This is a genomic window from Bradyrhizobium sediminis (assembly GCF_018736105.1).
GTDB lineage: Bacteria > Pseudomonadota > Alphaproteobacteria > Rhizobiales > Xanthobacteraceae > Bradyrhizobium.
On record NZ_CP076135.1, the window covers coordinates 1,862,754 to 1,885,979 of the forward strand.

Annotated in this window: 19 protein-coding genes; 15 read left to right on the forward strand and 4 right to left on the reverse strand. The window is 64.3% G+C overall.

Features of this window, described 5'->3' with window-relative positions; translation table 11 throughout:
- Window positions 1-29: 29 nt before the first annotated feature.
- From fmdA to KMZ68_RS08995, 3 genes are all read left to right on the forward strand, one after another.
- On the forward strand, window positions 30-1,259 hold the full coding sequence (gene fmdA, locus KMZ68_RS08985) for a formamidase (RefSeq protein ID WP_215615430.1): 1,230 nt from the start codon (window positions 30-32) through the stop codon (window positions 1,257-1,259).
- Window positions 1,260-1,348: 89 nt separating this feature from the next.
- Window positions 1,349-1,687 (forward strand): FmdB family zinc ribbon protein, encoded by a 339-nt coding sequence (locus tag KMZ68_RS08990; RefSeq protein WP_215602826.1) that lies wholly within the window; start codon window positions 1,349-1,351, stop codon window positions 1,685-1,687.
- Between the two features lie 38 nt (window positions 1,688-1,725).
- Window positions 1,726-2,766, forward strand: a complete 1,041-nt coding sequence (locus tag KMZ68_RS08995) for an aliphatic amidase (RefSeq protein WP_215615431.1) — start codon at window positions 1,726-1,728, stop codon at window positions 2,764-2,766.
- 88 nt (window positions 2,767-2,854) lie between these two features.
- On the opposite strand, the gene KMZ68_RS09000 is transcribed toward KMZ68_RS08995, so the two are convergent.
- Complete coding sequence (locus KMZ68_RS09000; RefSeq protein WP_215615432.1) at window positions 2,855-3,934, reverse strand: AraC family transcriptional regulator; 1,080 nt, start codon at window positions 3,932-3,934, stop codon at window positions 2,855-2,857.
- Window positions 3,935-3,996: 62 nt separating this feature from the next.
- On the opposite strand from KMZ68_RS09000, the gene KMZ68_RS09005 reads away from it, so the two are divergent.
- The 8 genes from KMZ68_RS09005 to KMZ68_RS09040 all read left to right on the forward strand — a co-directional run bounded on the left by KMZ68_RS09005 (window position 3,997) and on the right by KMZ68_RS09040 (window position 13,399).
- Window positions 3,997-4,401, forward strand: a complete 405-nt coding sequence (locus KMZ68_RS09005) for an MAPEG family protein (protein ID WP_215602823.1) — start codon at window positions 3,997-3,999, stop codon at window positions 4,399-4,401.
- Window positions 4,402-4,422: 21 nt separating this feature from the next.
- Entirely contained in the window at window positions 4,423-5,073 is a 651-nt protein-coding gene (locus KMZ68_RS09010; RefSeq protein ID WP_215615433.1) for a glutathione S-transferase family protein, read from the forward strand.
- Between the two features lie 43 nt (window positions 5,074-5,116).
- Window positions 5,117-5,830, forward strand: coding sequence for an SDR family NAD(P)-dependent oxidoreductase (locus KMZ68_RS09015; RefSeq protein WP_249779626.1), 714 nt, complete (start codon window positions 5,117-5,119; stop codon window positions 5,828-5,830).
- A gap of 97 nt (window positions 5,831-5,927) precedes the next feature.
- Window positions 5,928-6,767: an aldo/keto reductase gene (locus KMZ68_RS09020; protein WP_215615435.1), complete on the forward strand. Its 840-nt coding sequence runs from the start codon at window positions 5,928-5,930 to the stop codon at window positions 6,765-6,767.
- Window positions 6,768-7,000: 233 nt separating this feature from the next.
- Complete coding sequence (locus tag KMZ68_RS09025) at window positions 7,001-7,948, forward strand: DMT family transporter (RefSeq protein ID WP_215616263.1); 948 nt, start codon at window positions 7,001-7,003, stop codon at window positions 7,946-7,948.
- Window positions 7,949-8,193: 245 nt separating this feature from the next.
- The gene (locus KMZ68_RS09030) at window positions 8,194-11,499 is read left to right on the forward strand and encodes an autotransporter outer membrane beta-barrel domain-containing protein (protein WP_249779572.1); all 3,306 of its coding nucleotides are present in this window, start codon (window positions 8,194-8,196) and stop codon (window positions 11,497-11,499) included.
- Window positions 11,500-11,574: 75 nt separating this feature from the next.
- The gene (locus KMZ68_RS09035; RefSeq protein WP_215615436.1) at window positions 11,575-12,657 is read left to right on the forward strand and encodes a zinc-binding dehydrogenase; all 1,083 of its coding nucleotides are present in this window, start codon (window positions 11,575-11,577) and stop codon (window positions 12,655-12,657) included.
- Window positions 12,658-12,700: 43 nt separating this feature from the next.
- A complete protein-coding gene (locus tag KMZ68_RS09040; RefSeq protein WP_215615437.1) occupies window positions 12,701-13,399 on the forward strand; it encodes a class I SAM-dependent methyltransferase in 699 nt (232 codons plus the stop codon).
- A 262-nt stretch (window positions 13,400-13,661) separates the two neighbouring features.
- Here the strand turns inward: KMZ68_RS09040 and KMZ68_RS09045 are convergent, their stop codons facing one another.
- A complete protein-coding gene (locus KMZ68_RS09045) occupies window positions 13,662-14,123 on the reverse strand; it encodes an Lrp/AsnC family transcriptional regulator (RefSeq protein WP_215602818.1) in 462 nt (153 codons plus the stop codon).
- 137 nt (window positions 14,124-14,260) lie between these two features.
- On the opposite strand from KMZ68_RS09045, the gene KMZ68_RS09050 reads away from it, so the two are divergent.
- Together KMZ68_RS09050 and KMZ68_RS09055 are read left to right on the forward strand one after the other, a co-directional pair.
- Complete coding sequence (locus tag KMZ68_RS09050) at window positions 14,261-16,627, forward strand: transketolase (protein WP_215615438.1); 2,367 nt, start codon at window positions 14,261-14,263, stop codon at window positions 16,625-16,627.
- Window positions 16,628-16,945: 318 nt separating this feature from the next.
- Window positions 16,946-18,376 (forward strand): aldehyde dehydrogenase family protein, encoded by a 1,431-nt coding sequence (locus tag KMZ68_RS09055; protein ID WP_215602816.1) that lies wholly within the window; start codon window positions 16,946-16,948, stop codon window positions 18,374-18,376.
- A gap of 251 nt (window positions 18,377-18,627) precedes the next feature.
- Here KMZ68_RS09055 and KMZ68_RS09060 read toward each other — a convergent pair whose 3' ends face one another.
- Window positions 18,628-19,593 (reverse strand): SMP-30/gluconolactonase/LRE family protein, encoded by a 966-nt coding sequence (locus KMZ68_RS09060; RefSeq protein WP_215615439.1) that lies wholly within the window; start codon window positions 19,591-19,593, stop codon window positions 18,628-18,630.
- A 92-nt stretch (window positions 19,594-19,685) separates the two neighbouring features.
- Here KMZ68_RS09060 and KMZ68_RS09065 point away from each other — a divergent pair, with 92 nt between their 5' ends.
- A complete protein-coding gene (locus KMZ68_RS09065) occupies window positions 19,686-20,504 on the forward strand; it encodes an NAD-dependent epimerase/dehydratase family protein (protein ID WP_215615440.1) in 819 nt (272 codons plus the stop codon).
- Here the strand turns inward: KMZ68_RS09065 and KMZ68_RS09070 are convergent, their stop codons facing one another.
- Window positions 20,505-21,197 (reverse strand): GntR family transcriptional regulator, encoded by a 693-nt coding sequence (locus KMZ68_RS09070; protein ID WP_215615441.1) that lies wholly within the window; start codon window positions 21,195-21,197, stop codon window positions 20,505-20,507.
- Window positions 21,198-21,367: 170 nt separating this feature from the next.
- On the opposite strand from KMZ68_RS09070, the gene KMZ68_RS09075 reads away from it, so the two are divergent.
- Window positions 21,368-23,074, forward strand: coding sequence for an IlvD/Edd family dehydratase (locus tag KMZ68_RS09075; RefSeq protein ID WP_215616265.1), 1,707 nt, complete (start codon window positions 21,368-21,370; stop codon window positions 23,072-23,074).
- Window positions 23,075-23,226 lie beyond the last annotated feature (152 nt).

A 23,226-nucleotide genomic window follows, 5' to 3' on the forward strand; every position in this document is an offset into this window, starting at 1 on the left:
CGCAAGACTTGTAACCAGGAGAGCTTCTGATGCCAGAGACACTGATCAAGGTCGATCTAACGCAGTCGGCCTACGACAACGACATGATCCATAATCGCTGGCATCCCGACGTCCCGATGGTGGCATGGGTCAATCCGGGCGACGATTTCATCGTCGAGACCTACGACTGGACCGGTGGTTTCATCAAGAACAACGACTCCGCCGACGACGTGCGGGACATCGATCTGTCGATCGTGCACTTCCTGTCCGGGCCGATCGGGGTCAAGGGCGCCGAGCCCGGCGATCTGCTGGTGGTCGATTTGCTCGACGTCGGCCCGATGAAGGAAAGCCTGTGGGGATTCAACGGCTTCTTTTCCAAGCAGAACGGCGGCGGCTTCCTGACCGACCATTTCCCGCTGGCGCAGAAGTCGATCTGGGATTTCAAGGGGATGTACACCTCATCCCGGCACGTTCCCGGCGTGAATTTCGCCGGTCTCATCCATCCCGGCCTGATCGGCTGCCTGCCCGATCCGAAACTGCTGGCGACCTGGAACGAGCGCGAGACCGCGCTGATCGCCACCAATCCGACGCGGGTGCCGGGACTGGCCAATCCGCCGTTCGGTCCGACCGCGCATATGGGCCGGCTGAAAGGCGATGCCAAGGCGAAGGCGGCGGCGGAAGGCGCGCGCACGGTGCCGCCGCGCGAGCATGGCGGCAACTGCGACATCAAGGACCTGTCGCGCGGATCGAAGGTCTACTTCCCGGTCTATGTACCCGGCGGCGGGCTCTCGATGGGCGATCTGCATTTCAGCCAGGGCGACGGCGAGATCACCTTCTGCGGCGCCATCGAGATGGCGGGCTGGCTGCACATCAAGGTCGACGTCATCAAGGACGGCGTCTCGAAATACGGCATCAAGAACCCCGTGTTCAAGCCGTCGCCGGTGACGCCGAACTACAAGGACTACCTGATCTTCGAGGGCATCTCGGTCGACGAGGCTGGCAAGCAGCATTACCTCGACGTCCACATCGCCTACCGGCAGGCCTGCCTGAACGCGATCGAGTACCTCAAGAAGTTCGGCTATTCCGGCGCGCAGGCCTATTCCATCCTGGGCACCGCGCCGTGCCAGGGCCACATCTCCGGCGTGGTCGACGTGCCCAACGCCTGCGCGACGCTGTGGCTGCCGACGGAGATCTTCGACTTCGACGTCATGCCGTCGGCGGCGGGGCCGATCAAGCACATCAAGGGCGACATCCAGATGCCGCTGTCACCGGACAAATGATCCCTGCGCGATGGGGTGCGGGACGGCCAAGTTTCTGCCGCCCCGCATCCGCCGTCGCGGAATTCCTGCTGAACGCGCGAGGGAATGCGATGCCTGTATATGAATATCTCTGCAACGATTGCGGCCCGTTCACCGACATGCGGCCGATGGCCGAATGCGACGCGCCGCAGGATTGCCCGCACTGCGAGAGCTCTTCGCCGCGCGTCATCCTGACGGCGCCGAATTTCTTCTGCATGCCCTCCGACAAGCGCAAGGCCCACGCCACCAACGAGCGCAGCCGCAACGCGCCGAAGACCGTCGGCGAATACAAGGCCTCGCACGGCCCGGGCTGCGGCTGCTGTTCGACCAGGCCGTCGCGGCTGGTGAAACAGACCAGGAGCGGCGCGAAAAGTTTTCCGACCGCGCGTCCCTGGATGATCAGCCACTGATCGACGGCAAACTCAAACCAAAAACAGAAGGCCATCCCATGCTTCACGGTGACATTTCCAGCAGCAACGACACGGTCGGCGTAGCCGTCGTCAACTACAAGATGCCGCGCCTGCACACCAGGGCCGAGGTGCTCGACAACGCCCGCAAGATCGCCGACATGGTGGTGGGCATGAAGAGCGGCCTGCCGGGCATGGACCTGGTGATCTTCCCGGAATACTCCACCCACGGCATCATGTACGACTCGAAAGAGATGTACGAGACCGCCTCGCAGGTCCCGGGTCCCGAGACCGACGTCTTCGCCGAAGCCTGCCGCAAGGCCAAGGTCTGGGGCGTGTTCTCGCTCACCGGCGAACGCCACGAGGAGCACCCGCACAAGGCGCCTTACAACACCTTGATCCTGATGAATGACAAGGGCGAGATCGTTCAGAAATACCGCAAGATCATGCCGTGGGTACCGATCGAAGGCTGGTATCCCGGCAATTGCACCTATGTTTCCGAAGGCCCGAAAGGCCTGAAGGTCAGCCTGATCATCTGCGACGACGGCAACTTTCCGGAAATCTGGCGTGACTGCGCCATGAAGGGCGCCGAGCTTATCGTGCGCTGCCAGGGCTACATGTATCCGGCCAAGGAACAGCAGGTCCTGATTTCCAAGGCGATGGCCTGGGCCAACAATGTCTATGTCGCTGTCGCCAATGCTGCCGGCTTTGACGGCGTCTATTCCTATTTCGGCCACTCCGCGATCATCGGCTTCGACGGCCGCACCCTGGGCGAGACCGGCGAGGAGGAATACGGCATCCAGTATGCGGCCCTGTCGAAGAATCTGATCCGCGATTTCCGCCGCAACGGCCAGTCGCAGAACCACCTCTATAAACTGGTGCATCGCGGCTATACCGGCATGATCAATTCCGGCGAAAGCGCGCGCGGCGTCGCGGTCTGCCCGTACGATTTCTACAAGAAGTGGATCGCCGATCCGGATGGCACGCGCGAAATGGTCGAGGCGATGACCCGCCCGACCGCGGGGACTGACGAATGCCCGATCGACGGCATTCCGAATGAGAAGTCCGCCAGCAATTTCTAAGCCATTGAGCGCGAGTCGGTTTTCGGCTTGCCGGCGATCGTGAGTTGCCGGCGCGCGCCCTGCAACACATTCGGCGCCGATGCCGTGGCTACGCGGCAGGAAAGGTGTTCGATCTCAGACGTGTCTGCTGCCGCCATGGTGAGGGACTCTGGCCGACGAGTGCCTTGAATGCGCGGCTGAAGGCGGCGGTATCTTGATAGCCGATCTCCGCGGCAATCTCGGGAAGCGCGAGTTCCGTCTCCCGCAGCAGCCGACAGGCGACGCTCATCCGCCAGCGCGTGACGTAAGCCATCGCGCTCTGCCTGGTGGTCTCCCGAAACCGCGCGGCAAAGCGCGATGGCGACATCGCGACGGCCTCTGCAAGCAATGCCACAGTCCACGGCGCCCCCGGGTTCTGATGTATTCGGGCCATCGCGCTGCCGATCTTCGGGTCGTCGAGCGCCTTGAACCATCCGGGCAAATGCTGCCCTTCGGCACGTCGGTGCTGGCTGATGGCGGCCGCGCAGAATACTTCCAGAAGGCGCAGCGCCGTGAAACTGCTGCGGTGCCCCAGCGCCAATTCCTCTCCCAGGCTTTCCGCGACGCGCATGAGTAAAGGCGAAGCATCGTCGCCCGCGGTCCGTAGCTTCAGGACGGGCGGAAGCGCGGCCAGCATCGGATTGAGCGGCACGCTCCTCAGCAGGAATACGCCGCAGATCAACTCGGTAGTTCTCTTGTCTCTGGCGACTGACGCGACCTCGCGCCGGTCGGCCTCGCCGCTCAGAATGTCGGCCAGCGAAACCGCTTCCGACTTCGCGCCGAACGCCATGCGATGCCGCTTGCCGCCCGTGCAGATGACGACATCGTTGGTTTCGACGTCGATGGGCTCAAGACCGTCGTGATGCAGGACGAAGGAGCCGTGACGGACGAGATGGAACGGCAAGACGCGGACGTCGGACTTTGCGCCGAGCAGCTTCTGCAACTGCCTTTCGTCCGGCACCTCGATTGCCCAGGGCGGCCGATAGCATTCATGCAGCAACACGCTTCCTGAAATCCGCAAGGCGGCCAGGGCGTCCTCGAAAGGCGAAGTTACAGGTGAAAGCATCGTCTCGGACGATAGGGCGGAATGATCGTATCTGCAATGAAAATGGTCGGGACCGACATTGATACAACCGATGTTGGCACTCATTGTGAACTCAGGCGTCGCGATCGGCTGCGCCGCCTCGAGGCGAGGCTTGAGAAGGAACGACCATGAAGATCACACCCGAACTCTACTACACCGCCCTGACGTCCGCCTTCACGGGGATCATCTGGGTGCCGATCATCCTCAACCGGCTTGTCGAGATGGGGCCCTGGAAGGCCCTCACCAATCCGCAGCCGGATGTTCGTCCTCACGCTGACTGGGCGTACCGCGCCGCGAGCGCTCACCGCAACGCGATCGAAAACCTCATTGTCTTCGCGCCGCTGGCCATCATCGTCCATGTGCTGGAGTCTGGGTCGCCGCTGACCGCCAGGGCCGCGTTGATATTCTTCGTCGCGCGAATTGCCCACGCGCTCATCTACACATTCGGCATACCGCTTCTCAGGACTATTGCCTTCGTGATCGGGTTCGCCTGCCAGATGATTTTGTTCGGGCGGATCGTTGGCGTAATGTAGGCGCGAACCGGGTTCAGTATCATGGCGCTGATATTCTACTGCCTGTCCGGTTCGCCCTTCTCGTGGAAGGTCTGGCTTTCGCTGGAAAGCAAGAATCTGGCTTATGGCCTCAAGCTTCTTTCAGCCGATGCAGGGGACCTGCGATCGCCGGCGTTCGAGGAGATCAGTCCCCGCGGAAAGGTGCCGGTCATTGTCGATGATGGGTTCGTCCTGGCCGAGTCTTCGGCGATCGTCGAGTATCTCGAAGACCGGTACTCCAGATCGGGCGCCACATTGTGGCCCCGGGATGTGAAGGCGCGCGCCATCGCGCGCCGCATCGCCGCCGAGTCGGATAACTACGTCTACCCGCATGTCCGCAGGTTGGTCGTCGAACTCTTGATGCGGCGCGGCCAGTCCGATGCGGACGTGGTCGCGGAAGCGAAATCTGCGCTCGTGTCCGAGCTTGCGGCGATGGAGATGGCCGTCATCGGGCCCTTCGCCGCGGGGGCCGAGCCATGCGCTGCTGATTTCGCACTTTATCCCCTGATGGCGATCCTGCGCCGCATCGGCGCGATGCGGCCGGCGAGCGACATCGGATCGGCGATGCCCGCAGGCGTCCGTGACTGGATGTCCCGTATGGAAAAGCTTCCCTATTTCGGCAAAACGATTCCGCCGCACTGGCGGCAATCGTGACCGAATTCCACGCAAGGCCGCCTTGGCTGAACGGAGTATCGCCATGAACGGACGCGACCGATTGCCTGTGTGCGCCATCGTCGGCGTCGGGCCAGGAAACGGAACGGCATTGGCCCGCCGCTTTGCGTCCGAAGGCTATGCGGTGGCCATGCTGGCGCGAACGACCGCGCTGACGGAGCCTCTGGCGGCCGAGTTGCCGCGGGCACGGAGCTATCCATGCGACGTGACCGACGCCGCCGCCGTGCAGGAGACGTTCGCGCGCGTTGCCCGCGAACTCGGCGTGGTCGATGTCCTGATCTACAACGCGGGAAAAGGCGTTTGGGGCGCTGCGGCGGATGTCTCGCCGGAAGACTTCGAGGAATGTTGGCGAGTCAACGGGTTTGGAGCCTTTCTTGCAGCCCGCGCTGTCATTCCGGCGATGATGTTCTCCGCTTCGGGCAACATCATCTTCATTGGAGCTACGGCGTCGCGGCGTGGCGCCGCGCGGGCGGCGGCCTTTGCTTCGGCGAAAGCCGGCCAGCGCGTACTCGCTGAATCGCTCGCGCGTGCCTACGGTCCACTAGGCGTGCATGTCTCGGTCATCGTCGTCGACGGAATTGTCGGCGAGCCGCTGATGCGCGCTCGCTTCAGTGACAAGCCCGACAGTTTTTTCGTCAAGCCGGACGACGTTTCCGATATTGCGATGATGCTGACGCGCCAGCGTCGCTCGGCGTGGAGCTTTGAACTCGAAGCCAGGCCATTCGGCGAGGCCTGGTGAAGCCTCGACCGGTTCGAATAAATTTGCTCTCGGGACATTGATCGGCGGTTCGGCTAAGGTCCCGATGTGAGGGGCACGAGCGGCGATCGAGGCAATCTTGCGAACGGAAAAATTCGGCGGCAACGGCCCTGAGGTGCCCGTGATCGGGCAGGGCACCTGGTACATCGACCAAGGCGATCGCAAGCGCGCGGTCGTCGCCCTGCGCCGTGGTCTCGATCTCGGCATGACCCACATCGACACCGCCGAGATGTATGGCGACGCCGAACCCGTCGTTGCCGAGGCGATCGCCGGACGGCGCGACGAGGTCTTCCTGGTCTCGAAGGTTCTGCCGAGCAACGCCTCGAGGCGCGGCACCATCGCCGCATGCGAGCGTTCGCTGGCTCGGCTGAAGACCGACCGGCTCGATTGCTACCTGCTGCATTGGCGCGGCGCGTATCCGCTCGATGAGACCGTCGCGGCGTTCGACGGATTGATGCGCGCCGGCAAGATCCGCTCCTGGGGCGTCAGCAATTTCGACACCGGCGACCTCAATGAGCTGCTCGCGGTCGCCGGCAAGGGAAAGATCGCCTGCAACCAGGTGCTCTATCATTTGCAGGAGCGCGCCATCGAGCACGCGGTGATCCCGTGGTGCGAGGAGCACGGCGTTGCGGTGGTGGCGTATTCGCCGTTCGGTCACAATGATTTCCCGTCGCCGCGCAGCCCGGCGGGCGAACTGCTGCAATCGGTCGCGGCTGCGCATGGCGCCTCACCGCGCCAGGTCGCGCTGGTGTTCCTGGCGCGGCGGCCGTCGGTGTTTGTAATTCCCAAGGCCGGATCGCCTGAGCACGCCGCCGACAACGCCGCGGCGGGTAAGCTCGAGCTCAGCGACGGCGAGATCGCCGCGCTCGACAAGGCCTTCCCGCGCGGGCCGAAGCCGCGCGGCCTGCCGATGCTGTAGGTTATGCCTCATGGCGAGGAGGCGCTCTGCGCCGGCGCGAACCATGAGGCCCGTGGGTCCGGGGCGGCGGCGGGCGGCCGCGTGCAATCGCGCATATCGGCTGCCTGTTTTCGGACCTTGTCGTTTCAGGCCAATTGTCGTTTTTTTGATCGCTCGCCCGATTCGATAATTTCACGCCGAGTTTCATCGTGACCCCGCCACCCGCCGCAGCCGCCAGGCTGGACAGCGCAGCGTTGCCATTGCCCAAAGAAAAGAAGCCGGCCGCGCGCAAGGCGCCGGCGCGCGCCGATCATCCCTTCAAGGGCATCGCGCTGATCCTCGCCTCGACGGTATTTCTCGGCGCCTCGGATGTGACCGCGAAATACCTGTCGGCGACGCTGCCGTCGATCGAGATCGCCTGGATCCGGTTCCTGACGTTCGCGCTGATCATGTCGCCGGCGATGCTGCCGGGATCGCCGCTGTTCGCGCTACGCACCGGCCGGCTCGGCCTGCAACTGCTGCGCGGCGCCGCGCTGCTGGGATCGTCGCTGTTCTTCATCTCCGGCCTGCGGTTCCTGCCCATCGCGGAAGCCTCCGCCACCGGCTTCGTCGCGCCGTTGTTCGTCACTGCGCTGTCGATCGTCTTTCTCAGCGAGAAGGTCGGCGTGCGGCGCTGGATCGCGACCGCGGTCGGCTTGGCCGGCGTGCTGATCATCCTGCGGCCGGGCACATCGGCGTTTCATCCCGCCGCCTTTTTCCCGATCGTCTCGGCGCTGGCCTGGGCCTGCACCCTGATCATGACGCGCATGATGGCGGGGCGGGAACATGTCCTCACCACCATGACCTATTCGTCTATCGCAGGCGTCTGCATTCTCTCGCTGCTGGTGCCGTTCGTATGGGTTACCCCGAGCTGGCACGATATTATGTTCGGGATCTTCATCGGCGTGGCCTCGACGGCCGGGCAGTGGATCGTGGTGCTGGCGTTCCGCTACGCCGACGCCTCGGTGCTGGCGCCGTTCTCCTACACGCAATTGCTGTGGGTCAGCATCCTCGGCTTCCTGGTGTTCGGCGAAGTGCCCGACATCTGGACCGTGGTCGGTGCGACCTTCATCGTCGGCAGCGGGCTCTACACCGCGCACCGCGAGCGGGTGCGGCGGTCGCAGCTTCTGGCGATGCCGGGCGAGCCGTCCCCGAACGCCTGATCGCTGACGCACTGCCGCATGCGTAGGCCGGTCGGGCCGCAAGCGTTGCGCGTGTGCAACAGTGGAACCGGAAAACATCCTTTTCAGGTGACGAATCAAGGGATTCGGAGCGATCCGTAAAATTACGGGACGTTGGTCATGCTAGCCTGACCCGGGCGGCGCCGCAGAGCGCTGGACACAGGGCTGTGGGGTTGGCGTTGCGTTTTCTCTTGCAATTGCTGGTGCAAGACCGGCCGCGCGGTTGCGTGTCTGCGCTACGCTATGGCGCGGCGCTGGCGGTTGCGATCCTGTCGCCGTTGTCGGCCGCGCAGGCCCAGGGTTTCATCTGGGGCGGCACCGGTAGTTCGACCGCCACGACGGACTACAATCTCGGCACTAACTGGGCCAATCCGCCCGCCGGCGCGCCGCCGGTCACCGGCGGCCAATCGGCGATTTTCGATTCCGTGGGTTCGATTGCCGTCACCGTGACGGCCGGCCCCATTGCGCCTGACGCCTGGACCTTCAATGCCGCCTCGCAATCCTATGTCATCAATGGCGCGGACGTTAATTTCAGCCTGGCAGGGCCCACCGGCGGCATCATCAACAACGCTAATGCCGGTCAGGCGATCTCGATTTCGAACAATATCGGGGGAACGGTCGCCGGCGTTCAGGTGCAGCAGCTCGGTAACAGCCTGCTGACGCTGTCGGGCATCAACACCTATTCGGGCGGCACCATCATCTCGGGCGGCACGCTGCAGGTGACCAACAACAGCTCGGTCGGCACCGGGGCGGTGACGATCAACGGCGGCACGTTCCAGGCCGACGGATCCGGCGATCTGACCTTCAGCAACAATTTCACGCTCAACGCGCCTGCGTTCGGCAGCGCGATCGATACCAACGGCATCGCACTGACCATCTCCGGTGTGGTCAGCGGCCCGGGCGCGCTGACGGTGTTGGATACTTTCGGCGGCGGCCCCCTGATCCTCACCGCCACCAACACCTATACCGGCGGCACCACGATCTGCACCTGCGCGACGCTGCAACTCGGCGACGCCACCCATACCGCCACCATCGTGGGCGCGGTGTTCAACGAGGGCCTCTTCGACATCGTCAACGCCAACACCTCCGGCATCACCTCGATCACCACCGATGGCGGCTTTACCTCGTTTTTCGGCGGCAATACCGCGGGCACGGCGACGCTCGTCAACCAGAATGTCGGCGCGACCGCATTTTTCGGCAATAGCAGCGCCGGCAGCGCCAACATCACGAACACCTCGGGCGGCGTCACCCTGTTCGGCGCGCCGAGCGGCACGGATACCAGCACGGCCGGGAACGCCACCATCGACAACGATGACGGTGGAACCATATTCAATGCGCTGACCAATGCCGGCACCGCCCGTATCACCAACCAGAATACTGGCGGAACGCTATTCAACGATTCGGCATCCGCTGGATCCGCGACCATCATCAACAATTTCGACGGCATTACCGAATTCAATGCCGTTTCCACGGCCGGCAACGCGATCATCATCAACAACAACGGCGGCAATACCGATTTCTTCGATTTCAGCACCGCCGGCAACGCCACGATCATCACCAATAACGGCGGCAGCACGTACTTCTTTGACAACGCCAGCGGCGGCAACGCTGCCTTCATCACCATCGGCGCCGGCTTCGTCGATTTCTCCGGCAGCCTCGGTCCGAACGGCGACGGCCGGATCCCGGCAGGCTCGATCGCCGGATCCGGCACCTACTACATCGGCGCCGGCAACACGCTGGTCGTCGGCGGCAACAATCTGTCGACCGAAGTCAGCGGCGTGATTGCCGATGATTGCGGCTGTTCACCGGGACCCGGCTCGCTGGAAAAGGTCGGCACCGGCAACCTGATCCTGTCGGGCGTCAACACCTATACCGGCACGACGGTGATCAACGGCGGCACGCTCAGCGTCAATGGCTCCATCGTGTCGTCAAGCAGCGTCACCGTGAATGCCGGCGGCACGCTCGGCGGCAACGGCATCGTCGGCGACACCCTGATCAATGGCGGAACGCTGGCGCCCGGCAATTCGGTCGGCTTGCTGACGGTGCAGGGCAGTCTGGCGTTCACCGCTGCGTCCAGCTACCTGGTGGAAATATCGGGCGCGAACAGCGATCGCACCAATATCACCGGCGTCGCGACGCCCGGGGGCGCGACGGTCAATGCAGTGCTGCTGGCCGGCACCATCCTCAAGCAATACATCGTCCTCAACGCCACCGGCGGCGTCGCCGGCACCTTCAATCCGCTGGTCAGCGTCAATGTGCCGAACTTCGCGCCCAGCCTGAGCTATGACGCCAACAATGTTTACCTGAATTTCGCGCTGAATTTTAATCCGCCCGGCGGTCTCAACGTCAACCAGCAGAACGTCGCCAATGTGCTGACCAATTTCTTCAACGCGACCGGCGGCATCCCGCTGGCGTTCGGTGCGCTGACGCCGGCCGGCCTGACGCAAGTGTCGGGTGAGCTGGGCACCGGATCGCAGCAGGCCACCTTCGATGCGATGAACATGTTCCTCAGCCTGCTCACCGATCCTTTTGTCGCCGGCCGCGGCGATGGCGTGACCGCGGGCGCCGGCGCGCCGGCGTTCGCCGATGAAACCGTCGGCGTCCATGCCTATGCGCGAAAGAACAATGCCGCGCGCGGCGCCTTCGCCAGATTCCCGACCAAGGCCGAGGTAGCGCGCAACAATTTGTTCGATCCGCACTGGAGCGTGTGGGGCGCGGCCTATGGCGGCAGCAGCTCTACCGACGGCAATGCGGCACTGGGATCGAACGATGCCACGGCGCGCGCGTTCGGTTTTTCCGCCGGCGCGGACTACCGGATCTCGCCGGCGACGCTGGCCGGCTTTGCCTTGGCCGGCGGCGGCACCAGTTTTGCCGTCAACGGTTTCGGCTCCGGACGTTCGGACCTGTTCCAGGCCGGCGTCTTCGTGCGCCACACGGCCGGCCGGGCCTATGTGACGGGTGCGCTGGCCTATGGCTGGCAGGATGTGACGACGGATCGCACCGTCACCGTTGCCGGCGTCGATCGGCTGCACGCGCAGTTCAACGCCAATGCCTGGTCTGGCCGCGTCGAAGGTGGCTACCGTTTTGTCACCCCGTGGATGGGCGTTACGCCCTATGCCGCCGGCCAGTTCACCACCTATCAGCTGCCGGCCTATGCCGAGCAGGTGCTGTCGGGCGCCAACACCTTTGCGCTGAATTACGCCGCCAGGGACGTCACGGCGGCGCGCAGCGAACTCGGCGTCCGCGCCGACCGGTCGTTCGCGATGCGGAACGGAATTCTCACGCTGCGCGGCCGCGCCGCCTGGGCGCATAATTTCAACACCGACCGCAGCATCACCCCGGTGTTCCAGACGCTGCCGGGCACAGCCTTCGTCGTCAACGGTGCGGCGCAGGTCCCCGATGCCGCGTTGACCACGGCGTCGGCCGAAATGAAGTGGCTGAACGGCTGGTCCGCCGTCGCCACCTTCGAGGGCGAGTTCTCCGACGTCACCAAATCCTACGCCGGCAAGGGCGTCGCGCGATATACGTGGTAAGAGGGTTCGTCACGCGAGTTGACGAACGGTGCGGCGACGCGGCCGGATAGAGAACAAAAATAACAAGGGGGAGTTATGCGCGCTGCGGTTTTCAGGAACGGCGAGATCGTCGTCGATACGCTGCCCGAGCCCAAACCGGCGGCGGGGCAGGTGCTGGTCAAGACGCTGGCCTGCGGCATCTGCGGCTCCGACCTGCACGCCCGCAAGCACGCCCATCGCATGGTCGAACTGGCAAGACACTTCCCCGGCCGCAAGCCGATGGACCTTTCCCGCGATGTCGTGTTCGGCCACGAATTCTGCTGTGAGGTCATCGAGTACGGACCGGGCACGGCGCGCAAGCTGAAGCCCGGCGCCCGCGTCTGTTCGCTGCCGGCGCTGCTGACCGCGCAAGGTCCGCAGGGCATCGGCTATTCCAACGACAATGTCGGCGGCTATGCCGAGCGCATGCTGCTCAGCGAGGCGCTCTTGCTGGAGGTGCCGAACGGCCTCGCGGCGGAACACGCGGCCTTGACCGAGCCGCTCGCGGTCGGCGTTCACGCGGTCGCAAAAGCCAATATTCGTGGCGACGAGGTGCCGCTGGTGATCGGCTGCGGCCCGGTGGGGCTCGCGGTAATCGCGGCGCTGAAGCTGAGAGGGTTGCACCCGATCGTCGCCGCCGACTATTCGCCGGCGCGCCGCGCTTTGGCCGAGAAGCTCGGCGCCGACATCGTCGTCGATCCCGCGCGTTCGCAGCCCTACGCGACCTGGGCCGAGCACGCCGCGATGTCGCCGGAGGAAAAGGCCAGGCGGCCGCCGCTGCAGGCATTGCTGCCGGCGCTTAAGCCTGCGCTGATCTTCGAATGCGTCGGCATTCCCGGTCTGATCCAGCAGGTGTTCGAAGGCGCGCCGCGCGACGCCCGCATCGTGGTGGTCGGCGTCTGCATGGAAACCGACCGCTCCGAGCCGATGCTCGGGATCATGAAGGAACTCAACGTTCAATATGTGCTGGGCTACACGCCGGATGAATTCGCCCATTCGCTGCGCCTGATCGCGGAAGGCGAGGTCGACGCCGCGTCGCTGGTGACCGCGACCGTCGGCATCGACGGCGTCGCACAGGCATTCGCCGACCTCGCCAATCCGGAGCGGCACACCAAGATGATCGTCGAGCCGTGGCGGTAGATTGTCAGATTCTCAGGGCGAGGCGGCAGCGCTATGATGCGCCATGGCCTCTGATGATTCCGATCGTCCGCCCGTGCTCGCGCATCAGCGCTTCCTTGCGGCGAAGGACTCCTTCGCCGGCCTCGATCTGGCACAGCGCTTTCAGCGTATCCATGAAACCAATTTGTGGGGTGCGGCGGCGTCCACGTCCGGGCTCGGCTCGGAATTGGACGCAACCTCGGTGCTGCGCGCCGAACTGCCGCGGTTTCTCGAAAAAATAGGCGTGACCTCGCTGCTCGATGCGCCCTGCGGCGATGCCGGCTGGATCAACCACGCCGATCTCGACGTGCGCTATGCGGGGATCGACGTCGTGCCCGCGCTGATCGGGGGCCTGCAGGCCCGCGCCGCCGCAGGCGATATCAAGGGCGAATACCATCTCGCCGATATCACCGCGGATGCGCTGCCCCGCTGCGACGCCATCCTGTGCCGCGACTGCCTGGTGCATCTGTCCTTTGCCAACATCGCGCGCGCGGTTGCGAACTTCCGCCGCTCCGGTGCGGCGTGGCTGATTGTGACCACGTTTCCGCAATGGCAGACCAACGCCGATTGCGAGGACGGCGACTGGCGCGCGCTGAATTTCGAGCGCGCGCCGTTCGATTGGGGGCCGCCGGTTGAATTGCTCAATGAAAATTGCACGGAGGCGGGCGGCGGCTGGCGCGACAAGAGTCTTGGCGCGTGGCGGCTGGCGGAGATCGGAAGGTGAAACGGTTGGCTTTGCCGCGCGAGCTATGGCCCGGCCAGCCACGCTTCCCGGCCGCAGGCCGGACGCGGTTCCCGCTTCCCACCAAAATATCGAAAACGACCCCATGCAAAGTAACAAGGAGCCGCCGGCATGGAGGCTGGCGGCAACGCCGCAGAACGGCCCGGCGCGTCCAGTTTCCGGCCGGCATTGGTGACCACTCTGGTCCGCGCCCCCTTCTCCCACAGGGGAGAAGGGAAGGAAGAACCCGCACCGCCATGCCTCCTCACACCGGCAGCGCGATCGAATACTTCACCTGGCTGAGCGCAAAACTCGATTCGATCGAGGCGATGCCGTCGAGGCGCGTGAGCTTGTTCTTCAGGAACGCCTCATAGGACGACAGATCGGCGGCGACGACGCGGAGCAGATAGTCGCGGTTGCCGGTCATCAAATAGCACTCCAGCACCTCGTCCCATTTCGAGATTGCCTTCGCAAACCGGTTGAGGTCCTCCTCCTTCTGCCGCGCCAGCTTGATCGAGATGAAGACGCTGACATGCAGGCCGAGCGATTTCTGGTCGACGGTGGCGATATAGCGGGTGATGACGCCGCGCTCTTCCAGGAGCTTGACCCGCCGATGGCACGGCGACACCGACAGGCCGACCTGGTCGGCGAGTTCCTGCATGGTGGTGCGGCTGTCGGTCTGCAGAATGGCGAGGATCTTGCGGTCGATGGCATCCAGGGTGTGCATTGGGATAAACTCGGTCTGATGGGCGTCTGATTGGGATATTATCCCAATAATGCCTGACATGTCGCGAGAATTTGAGATTTTTGCCGAAGGCCGAAGCGTTAACATCCCCGGATAATCACTGTGCCGGGAATCCCGCCATGCCGATCGAACCCGCACGTCTCGAACTGCTGTCCGCGCTGGCCCGCAAGGTGCTGTGGCTGTCGTCGTGGACCATCCATCACGCCAACCACATCAGGCCCAACGCCGACGGCCTGAAAGTCGGCGGCCACCAGGCCTCCTCGGCCTCGCTCGCCACCATCATGTCGGCGCTGTATTTCTCGGTGCTGAAACCGGAGGATCGCGTCGCGGTGAAACCGCATGCCAGCCCGGTGTTCCACGCCATCCAGTATCTGTTCGGCCGGCAGACCCGCGACAAGCTGGAAAATTTCCGCGGTTTCAAGGGCGCACAGTCCTATCCGTCGCGCACCAAGGACACCGACGATGTGGATTTTTCCACCGGATCGGTCGGCCTCGGCGTGGCGCAGACGCTGTTCTCCTCGCTGGTGCAGGACTACGTCAAGGCGCATGGCTGGATGAAGGACCGGCCCGAGGGACGGATGATCGCGCTGGTCGGCGACGCCGAGATGGACGAGGGCAACATCTTCGAGGCGCTGCTCGAGGGCTGGAAGCACGGCCTGCGCAACACCTGGTGGGTGGTCGACTACAACCGCCAGAGCCTCGACGCCGTGGTGCGCGAGGGGCTGTGGGAAAAATTCGAATCCATGTTCCGCAATTTCGGCTGGGACGTGGTGATCGTCAAATACGGCCGGCTGATGCAGGCGGCGTTCGCCGAACCCGGCGGCGAGGCGCTCAAGCGCTGGATCGACGCCTGCCCGAACGCGATGTATGCGGCGCTGTGTTTCCAGGGCGGCGCGGCGTTCCGCAAGCATATCGAGGACGAGATCGGCGATCAGGGTGCGGTGTCGCAACTGATCGGGCGGCGCAGCGACGACGAGCTGCTGGCGCTGATGTCCAATCTCGGCGGACACGACATGGCCAGCATGGTCGAGGCGTTCGAGGCGATCGATCACGATCGCCCAGTCTGCTTCATCGCCTACACCATCAAGGGCATCGGCCTGCCGTTCCAGGGCCACAAGGACAACCATGCCGGCCTGATGACGGTGGCGCAGATGGAGAAGTGGCGCGCCGCGCAGAACATCCGCCCCGGGCATGAATGGGAAAAGTTCGAAGGGCTTTCGCAAGCGCCCGCCGAGCTGGAAGCCTTTCTGGCGGCTGTGCCGTTCAACCGCGACGGCCGCCGCCGTCTGACCGCTGATGTGATCGAGGTGCCCGGGCGGCTTTCGTTCAAGCCGTCGCCCGTGATGTCGACGCAGCAGGGTTTTGGGCTGGTGCTCAATGAACTGGCGCGCGGCGACAGCGAACTCGCCTCGCGCATCGTTACCGCGTCGCCCGACGTCACGGTGTCGACCAATCTCGGCGCCTGGGTCAACCGGCGCGGCCTGTTCGCGCGCGCCGAGAAGGCCGATCTGTTCCGCAGCGAGAAGATTCCTTCGACCTTCAACTGGGAGTTTTCGCCGAAGGGGCAGCATATCGAACTCGGCATCGCCGAGATGAACCTGTTCATCCTGATGTCGGCGCTCGGGCTGTCGCATGCCATCAACGGCGAACGGCTGCTGCCGGTCGCCACGCTGTACGATCCCTTCATCCAGCGCGGCCTCGATGCCCTGAACTACGCCTGCTACCAGGATGCGCGCTTCATGGTGGCAGCGACGCCGTCGGGCATAACCTTGGCGCCGGAGGGTGGCGCGCATCAGTCGATCGCGACGCCCCTGATCGGCATGGCGCAGGACGGGTTGGCCTCGTTCGAGCCGGCCTTTGTCGATGAACTCTCCGTGATCATGGGCTGGGGATTTCGGCACATGCAGCGCGAAGGCGGCGAGGGCGGTTCGGTGTATCTGCGGCTTTCGACTCGCACGCTGGAGCAGCCGCAGCGGATCATGACGCCCGACCTGCAGAAAGCCATCACCGACGGCGCCTATTGGCTGCGCAGGCCCGGCGAGAACTGTGAAGTGGTGATCGCCTATACCGGCGCGGTGGCGCCGGAGGCGATCGAGGCGGTCGGGCTGTCAGGCGAGAGCCGAAGGGATGTCGGCCTGCTCGCGGTCACTTCGGCGGACCGGCTGCATGCCGGCTGGACCGCCGCGCGCCAACTGCGCCGCGACCGCCGCGGCATGCAGTATCTCAGCCATGTCGAACAATTGCTGGCGCCGCTGCCGCGCGACTGCGGCATCGTCACCGTGATCGACGGCCACCCGGCGACGCTCAGCTGGCTCGGCAGCGTGCGCGGCCACCGGGTCGAGGCGCTCGGCGTCGAGCAGTTCGGCCAGACCGGTTCCATCGGCGACCTCTACCGCCACCACGGCATCGACGCCAACGCCATCATCGATGCGGCCGAAACCCTCACCTCGGGCGCGCCGGTCCGGCACCGCAAGACGGCGGTGTAGTTTCGAAGCCGTCGCCCCGGCGAACGCCGGGGCCCATACTCCGCGGCGGTTATTGCTTTGGACGGTGGCTGACCGTTTGCCCACCAATTGCCGCCGGTGGCTATGGATCCCGGCTCGCGCTCGCTTCGCTCGCTTGGCCGGGATGACGCTAAATATTGATCGCCGCCTTGCTTCCTTCACCGCACTGATTTTATATGCCGCCCCTGCCGCATCGCGGCGTCCCGCATATGGCGGGTTCAATTCCCCCGGCTTTCGTGCAAGGATGCCTGCCGAACGCTCCGTTCCCCCTCCATTTGTTCCGAAATAAAGAGGTTTACGATGGTCAACCGCATGCAATTCTACATCGATGGCGCCTGGGTCGATCCCGTCGTCAAGAAATCCACGCCCGTCGTCAACCCGGCGACCGAGGAGGCGATGTATGAGGTTGCGCTCGGCTCCAAGGCCGATGTCGACAAGGCGGTGGCCGCCGCCAGGCGCGCCTTCGAAACCTATTCGCAGACCAGCCGCGAGGAGCGCGTCGCGCTGCTCACCAAGATCGTGGAAGTCTACAAGACCCGCATGAAGGACATCGGCGCCGCCGTTTCCGACGAGATGGGCGCGCCGCTGCCGATGGCGGAGAGGCTGCAGGCCGGCGCCGGCCTCGGCCATATCGCTTCCACGCTGGAAGTGCTCAAGAACTATCCCTTCGAGGAGCCGATGGGCTCCGCCATGGTGGTGCGCGAGCCGGTCGGCGTCATCGGCATGATCACGCCGTGGAACTGGCCGCTGAACCAGATCGCCTGCAAGGTCGCGCCTGCGCTCGCCGCCGGCTGCACCATGATCCTGAAGCCGAGCGAGTTCACCCCGTCGTCGGCGCTGATTTTCGCGGAAATCCTCCATGAAGCCGGCGTGCCGAAGGGCGTGTTCAACCTGATCAACGGCCTCGGCCCCGAAGTCGGCGCCGCCATGAGCGAGCATCCGGACATCGACATGATCTCGTTCACCGGCTCGACCCGCGCCGGCGTCGATGTCGCCAAGCGCGCCGCGCCGACCGTGAAACGCGTCAGCCAGGAACTGGGCGGCAAGTCGCCGAACGTCATCTTGGAAGGCGCCGATCTCGCCAAGGCCGTCACCGGCGGCGTGATGCACATGTTCAACAACTCCGGGCAATCCTGCAACGCCCCGTCGCGGATGATCGTGCCGCTGTCGAAGATGAAGGAAGTCGCCGCCATCGCCAAGGCCGTGGCCGACAAGACCAAGGCCGGCGATCCCCGCGCCGAAGGCACCACCATCGGCCCGGTCGTGTCCCGCATCCAGTGGGACAAGATCCAGAAGCTGATCCAGAAGGGCATCGAGGAAGGCGCCACCCTGGTTGCCGGCGGCCCCGGCCTGCCGGAAGGCGTCAACAAGGGCTTCTATGTGCGCCCGACCATCTTCGCCGACGTCACCAACGACATGACGATTGCGCGCGAGGAGATCTTCGGACCGGTGCTGACCATTATCGGCGCCAAGGATGAAGAGGATGCGGTCAAGATCGCCAACGACACGCCGTATGGGCTGGCCGGTTACGTCTCAGCCGATACCGTGGAGAGCGCCCGCCGGGTCGGCCGCCGCATCCGCGCCGGCAACGTCAACCTGCAGGGCGTGCCGAACGAACGCACCGCGCCGTTCGGCGGCTACAAGCAGTCCGGCAACGGCCGCGAGTGGGGAAAGTTCGGCCTGGAAGAATATCTCGAGGTCAAGGCAGTCGCCGGCTACAACGCCGCGTAAGTCTTACGCGAGACGAGATTGCAGCGCCGGGGCGGATTTCCGCTCCGGCGTTTTTGCGTTTTGGGAGAGCGCAGCAACAAACTCGATGTCGTCCCTGCGAACGCAGGGACCCATAACCACAGGCGTTTGTGGTTACGACAAGTCGTCATGCAGCTTTCTTGAATCGATGGATCGCGCGGTATGGGTCCCTGCGTTCGTTCGCAGGGACGACGGCGAAGGATTTCGCGCGTCAATCGGGAGGCCGCGGAAAACTATCCCCCCGGCGCGCCCTGCGTGTTGACGTACAGCGCGTAGATCGACTGGCTCGCGGCCATGAACAGCCGGTTGCGCTTCAATCCGCCAAAGCAGAGATTGGCGCAGCGCTCGGGGAGCGCAATGCGGCCGATCATTTTGCCGTCGGGAGCGAAGACCACGACGCCGTCGAGTTCGGGGTCGCCCATGCCCCAGCCGCACCACAGATTGCCGTCGATGTCGGCGCGCATGCCGTCGGGGGTGCCGGGACCGGCGTCGACGAACACGCGCTTGTTGGAGATCCTGTCGCCGCCGGATGAAACGTCGTAGGCCAGAATCTTGCGGGTCGGCACGCCGCGCGATTCGATGATGTAGAGAATTTTTTCGTCCGGCGAGAAACAGAGTCCGTTGGGTCCCAAAATGCCTTGGGCGACGATGCCGGCCTTTTGGGTGGCGTCGTCGATCCGGTAGACGTTCATGTCGAGCTCGGGCTCGGCCTTGTAGCCTTCGTAATTGCCGAGCAGCCCGAACACCGGATCGGTGAACCAGATCGAGCCATCGGATTTCACCACCACGTCGTTCGGCGAGTTCAGCCGCTTGCCGTCGAAGGAGTCCATCAGCACGGTGATGGAGCCGTCATATTCGGTGCGGGTGACGCGGCGGCCGCCGTGTTCGCAGGTGACCAGGCGGCCCTGGCGGTCGCGGGTGTTGCCGTTGGCGAAGTTCGACGGCTTGCGGAAGATCGAGACCGCGCCGGTTTCCTCTTCCCATTTGATGATGCGCTGGTTGGGAATGTCGCTGCACAGGAGATAGCGGCCGTCGCCGATCCACACCGGGCCCTCGGCCCAGCGCAATCCCGTGGTCAGCCGTTCCACCGCCGACAGTTTCAGCCAGTATTTTTCGAAGCGGGGATCGAGCGCGTGAATGGCGGGATCGGGATAATGCGTCGCCGGCTGCCAGCCGGCTCGGGGTTTGGCCTCGGACATTTGCTGTTCTCGTTGTTGCGTTTCCTCGCGTTCTGGTTTGCTATCACTGCCAGTCAACGACCGCAAATCGGCCGCAGCATCGAGAGAATGAAATGCCACGCATATTGATGACCGGCGCCGCCGGCGGAATCGGCGCCAGCCTTCGCAAACTGCTGCCGCCGGTCTATCCCGACCTGTTGCTGAGCGACATCAAGACACCCGCCGATCTCGGCGCAGACGAAAAATTCAGGGCGGCCGACTTGTCCGACCTCGCGCAGGTCGAGACGATCTGCGAAGGCGTCGACGGCATCCTGCATTTCGGCGGGTTTTCGGTCGAGGGCCCCTGGGACGAGATCCTGCAGTCCAACATCATCGGCTGCTACAATCTGTTCGAGGCGGCGCGGAGGAGGGGTGTCAAGCGCGTGGTGTTCGCGTCGTCGAACCATGCGGTCGGCTTCTATCCGCGCCATCACTGCATCGGCACCGACGTGACGGCGCGCCCCGACAGCCGCTACGGCGTCAGCAAGGTGTTTGGCGAGGCGGTGGGCGCGCTCTATGCCGACAAGCACGGGCTCGGCGTGACGTGCCTGCGGATCGGCAATTTCGGCGACAAGCCGCTCGATCACCGCCGGCTCTCGATCTGGCTCAAGCCGGAAGATCTGGTGCAGCTGTGCCGGATCGGGCTCGACCATCCCGACATCCATTTCGAAATCTTCTACGGCGCGTCCTACAACGAGCGGGCGTGGTGGGACAACCACCGCGCTTACGATCTCGGCTATCGTCCGACCGGCCGGGCTGAGGATTTTCGCGAACACGCGATGGCCGAGCAGGCGAAGCTTCCGCCCGATCCGGTCAGCGATTTCTACCAGGGCGGCGCGTTCTGCGGCATGGAGTTCAGCGGCGACAAGAGCCGGGTTATCGACTGGAAATAGCTACCGTTTGCCCTCGTCCTTGGCGATACGTCCGAGATAATCCGACTTGCTCAACTGCATGTGATCGACGCAGAGCTGCGCGAACGCCCAGTTGTCGCGGCCCTTGAGCAGCTCGATCATCAACTCGTGCTGGCGCCGCGACTGCGCCAGCCCTTCACTGTCGGCGAGGTTCTTGGCCCGCATCGGCAGGGTCAGGTTCATGTAGTCCTGCAGCGAGCGCACCAGATAGGGATTGCCGCAGGCGGAGAACAGCGCGACGTGAAACGCGTCGTTGGCTTCATGAATGCCGCGCAGATCCTGCGCGTCGGCCCTGGCGCAATATTGCCGCTGCAGCTCGGTCAGTTGTTCGATCAGGCTCGAGGGCGCGGGCAGGGCGATCATCAACGCCGCCTGCCGCGTCAGCATTTCCCGCACCTCGTAGATTTTCCGGACCTCTTCGCTGGAATAGAACCGCACCGTGGCGCCGATGTTCTTTTCGCGCAGCACGATGCCGCGCCGCTCCAGCTGGAACAGCGCCTGGCGCACGAAATGCCGGCTGGCGCCGTAGCGCGCCATCAGCGTGTCCTCGACCAGCCGCGCGCCGGGCGCGAAACGGCCGAAGATGATGTCCTCCTCCAGCCGGCGGATGACCTCGGCCTGCTCTTCCTCGCGCGAAAGCGGGATGATTTCCGGTGATGCAGCCTGTGCTTTCATGGGCGCTCGCTTCGGATCGCCGCTGAAGTCAGCACGGCACGGCGTCCATTGTCAATAATGAGGCCGCCGGCTTTCCGTTTTCGGCGAGGTCGCGGCCGCGATTATCAAATATTGACAATAATTCTGCGGACTTCATAAGGGAGGAGGCGAGGCGACAGGGAATGAGCACGATGGCGGACGGGCTGCGCAAGGGTTTGACCAGTTACGGCGACGCCGGGTTTTCGCTGTTCCTGCGCAAGGCCTTCATCAAGGCGATGGGTTATTCCGACGACGCGCTCAACCGTCCGATCGTCGGCATCACCAACACCTACAGCGACTACAATCCCTGTCACGGCAACGTCCCAGAGATCATCGAGGCGGTGAAACGCGGCGTGATGCTGTCGGGCGCCATGCCGATGGTGTTTCCGACCATCTCGATCGCCGAGAGTTTTGCGCATCCGACCTCGATGTATCTGCGTAACCTGATGGCGATGGATACCGAGGAGATGATCCGGGCGCAGCCGATGGATGCCGTCGTGGTGATCGGCGGCTGCGACAAGACACTGCCTGCGCAGATCATGGCCGCGGTCTCAGCCGATCTGCCGACGGTGGTGATCCCGGTGGGTCCGATGGTGGTCGGCCATCACAAGGGCGAGGTGCTCGGCGCCTGCACCGATTGCCGCAGGCTGTGGGCGAAGCACCGCGCCGGCGAAATCGACGAGGTGGAAATCGAGGCGGTCAACGGCCGGCTCGCGCCTTCCGTCGGCACCTGCATGGTGATGGGCACCGCCTCCACCATGGCCTGCATCACCGAGGCCCTCGGCTTGTCGCTGCCGATGAGCGCGACGATCCCGGCGCCGCATGCCGAGCGCTTCCGTTCCGCGGAAGCCAGCGGCAGGGTGGCCGCCGGAATGGCCAAATCGAAAGGGCCGAAGCCGAGCGAGTTGCTGACGGCCTCTTCGTTCAAGAACGCGCTAGTGGTGCTGCAGGCGATCGGCGGTTCGACCAACGGGCTGATCCATCTCACCGCGATCGCCAACCGCACCTCGCATCGCATCGATCTCGAAGCTTTCGACAAGCTCGGCCGCGAGGTGCCGGTGCTGATCGACCTGAAGCCGTCGGGCGAGCATTACATGGAGCATTTCCATCATGCCGGCGGCCTGCCGAAACTGATGGCGCAGCTCGGCGATCTCATCGACCTTGATGCGAAGACGATCACAGGCGCTACCTTGCGCGACATCGTCGCCGGCGCAGAAGACGTGCCGGGGCAGGACGCCATTCGTCCACGCAACAACCCGATCAAGCCGGAGGGCGCGATGGCGGTGCTGCACGGCAATCTCGCGCCGCGCGGCGCCGTGATCAAGCATTCCGCCGCGAGCCCGAAACTGCTGCAGCACACCGGTCGCGCCGTGGTGTTCGAATCCGTCGAGGACATGACGCTGCGGGTCGATGATCCCGACCTCGACGTCAACGCCGACGACGTGCTGGTGCTGCGTAACGCCGGCCCCAAGGGCGCGCCGGGTATGCCCGAAGCGGGCTACCTGCCGATCCCCAGAAAGCTCGCGCGTGGCGGCGTCAAGGACATGGTGCGGATCTCGGACGCGCGGATGAGCGGTACCGCGTTCGGCACCATCGTGCTGCATATCACGCCGGAATCCGCCGTCGGCGGCCCGCTGGCGCTGGTGAGGAATGGCGACATGATCCGGCTCGATGTCGCCAGGCGCCGCATCGATCTTTTGGTCGACGCCGCAGAACTCGAAAAGCGCCGCGCGGCGCTGGCGCTTCCGGCCACGCCGGACTGGGCGAAGCGCGGCTACGCCCATCTGTTCAACGAAACCATCCTGCAAGCCGACGAAGGCTGCGATTTCGATTTCATGCGCGGTGGGGGCAAGGAGTAGGGGGCTCATGGTGAGGAGCGCGGCATCGCCGCGCGTCTCGAACCATGAGATTCAGGCTGCACATCCTTCGACGCCGCGCAAAGGCGCGGCTCCTCAGGATGAGGATCGAGTTCGCGGCGGTGAATTGAACCGACTAGCCGCGGCGTACTGGA

Excerpts from the sequence above, each read along its gene's own strand:
- fmdA (WP_215615430.1), top strand. The coding sequence starts at position 30 with ATGCCAGAGACACTGATCAAGGTCGATCTAACGCAGTCGGCCTACGAC.
- KMZ68_RS08990 (WP_215602826.1), top strand. The coding sequence starts at position 1,349 with ATGCCTGTATATGAATATCTCTGCAACGATTGCGGCCCGTTCACCGAC.
- KMZ68_RS08995 (WP_215615431.1), top strand. The coding sequence starts at position 1,726 with ATGCTTCACGGTGACATTTCCAGCAGCAACGACACGGTCGGCGTAGCC.
- KMZ68_RS09000 (WP_215615432.1), bottom strand. The coding sequence starts at position 3,934 with ATGAGTGCCAACATCGGTTGTATCAATGTCGGTCCCGACCATTTTCAT.
- KMZ68_RS09005 (WP_215602823.1), top strand. The coding sequence starts at position 3,997 with ATGAAGATCACACCCGAACTCTACTACACCGCCCTGACGTCCGCCTTC.
- KMZ68_RS09010 (WP_215615433.1), top strand. The coding sequence starts at position 4,423 with ATGGCGCTGATATTCTACTGCCTGTCCGGTTCGCCCTTCTCGTGGAAG.
- KMZ68_RS09015 (WP_249779626.1), top strand. The coding sequence starts at position 5,117 with ATGAACGGACGCGACCGATTGCCTGTGTGCGCCATCGTCGGCGTCGGG.
- KMZ68_RS09035 (WP_215615436.1), top strand. The coding sequence starts at position 11,575 with ATGCGCGCTGCGGTTTTCAGGAACGGCGAGATCGTCGTCGATACGCTG.
- KMZ68_RS09040 (WP_215615437.1), top strand. The coding sequence starts at position 12,701 with ATGGCCTCTGATGATTCCGATCGTCCGCCCGTGCTCGCGCATCAGCGC.
- KMZ68_RS09045 (WP_215602818.1), bottom strand. The coding sequence starts at position 14,123 with ATGCACACCCTGGATGCCATCGACCGCAAGATCCTCGCCATTCTGCAG.
- KMZ68_RS09050 (WP_215615438.1), top strand. The coding sequence starts at position 14,261 with ATGCCGATCGAACCCGCACGTCTCGAACTGCTGTCCGCGCTGGCCCGC.
- KMZ68_RS09055 (WP_215602816.1), top strand. The coding sequence starts at position 16,946 with ATGGTCAACCGCATGCAATTCTACATCGATGGCGCCTGGGTCGATCCC.
- KMZ68_RS09060 (WP_215615439.1), bottom strand. The coding sequence starts at position 19,593 with ATGTCCGAGGCCAAACCCCGAGCCGGCTGGCAGCCGGCGACGCATTAT.
- KMZ68_RS09065 (WP_215615440.1), top strand. The coding sequence starts at position 19,686 with ATGCCACGCATATTGATGACCGGCGCCGCCGGCGGAATCGGCGCCAGC.
- KMZ68_RS09070 (WP_215615441.1), bottom strand. The coding sequence starts at position 21,197 with ATGAAAGCACAGGCTGCATCACCGGAAATCATCCCGCTTTCGCGCGAG.
- KMZ68_RS09075 (WP_215616265.1), top strand. The coding sequence starts at position 21,368 with ATGGCGGACGGGCTGCGCAAGGGTTTGACCAGTTACGGCGACGCCGGG.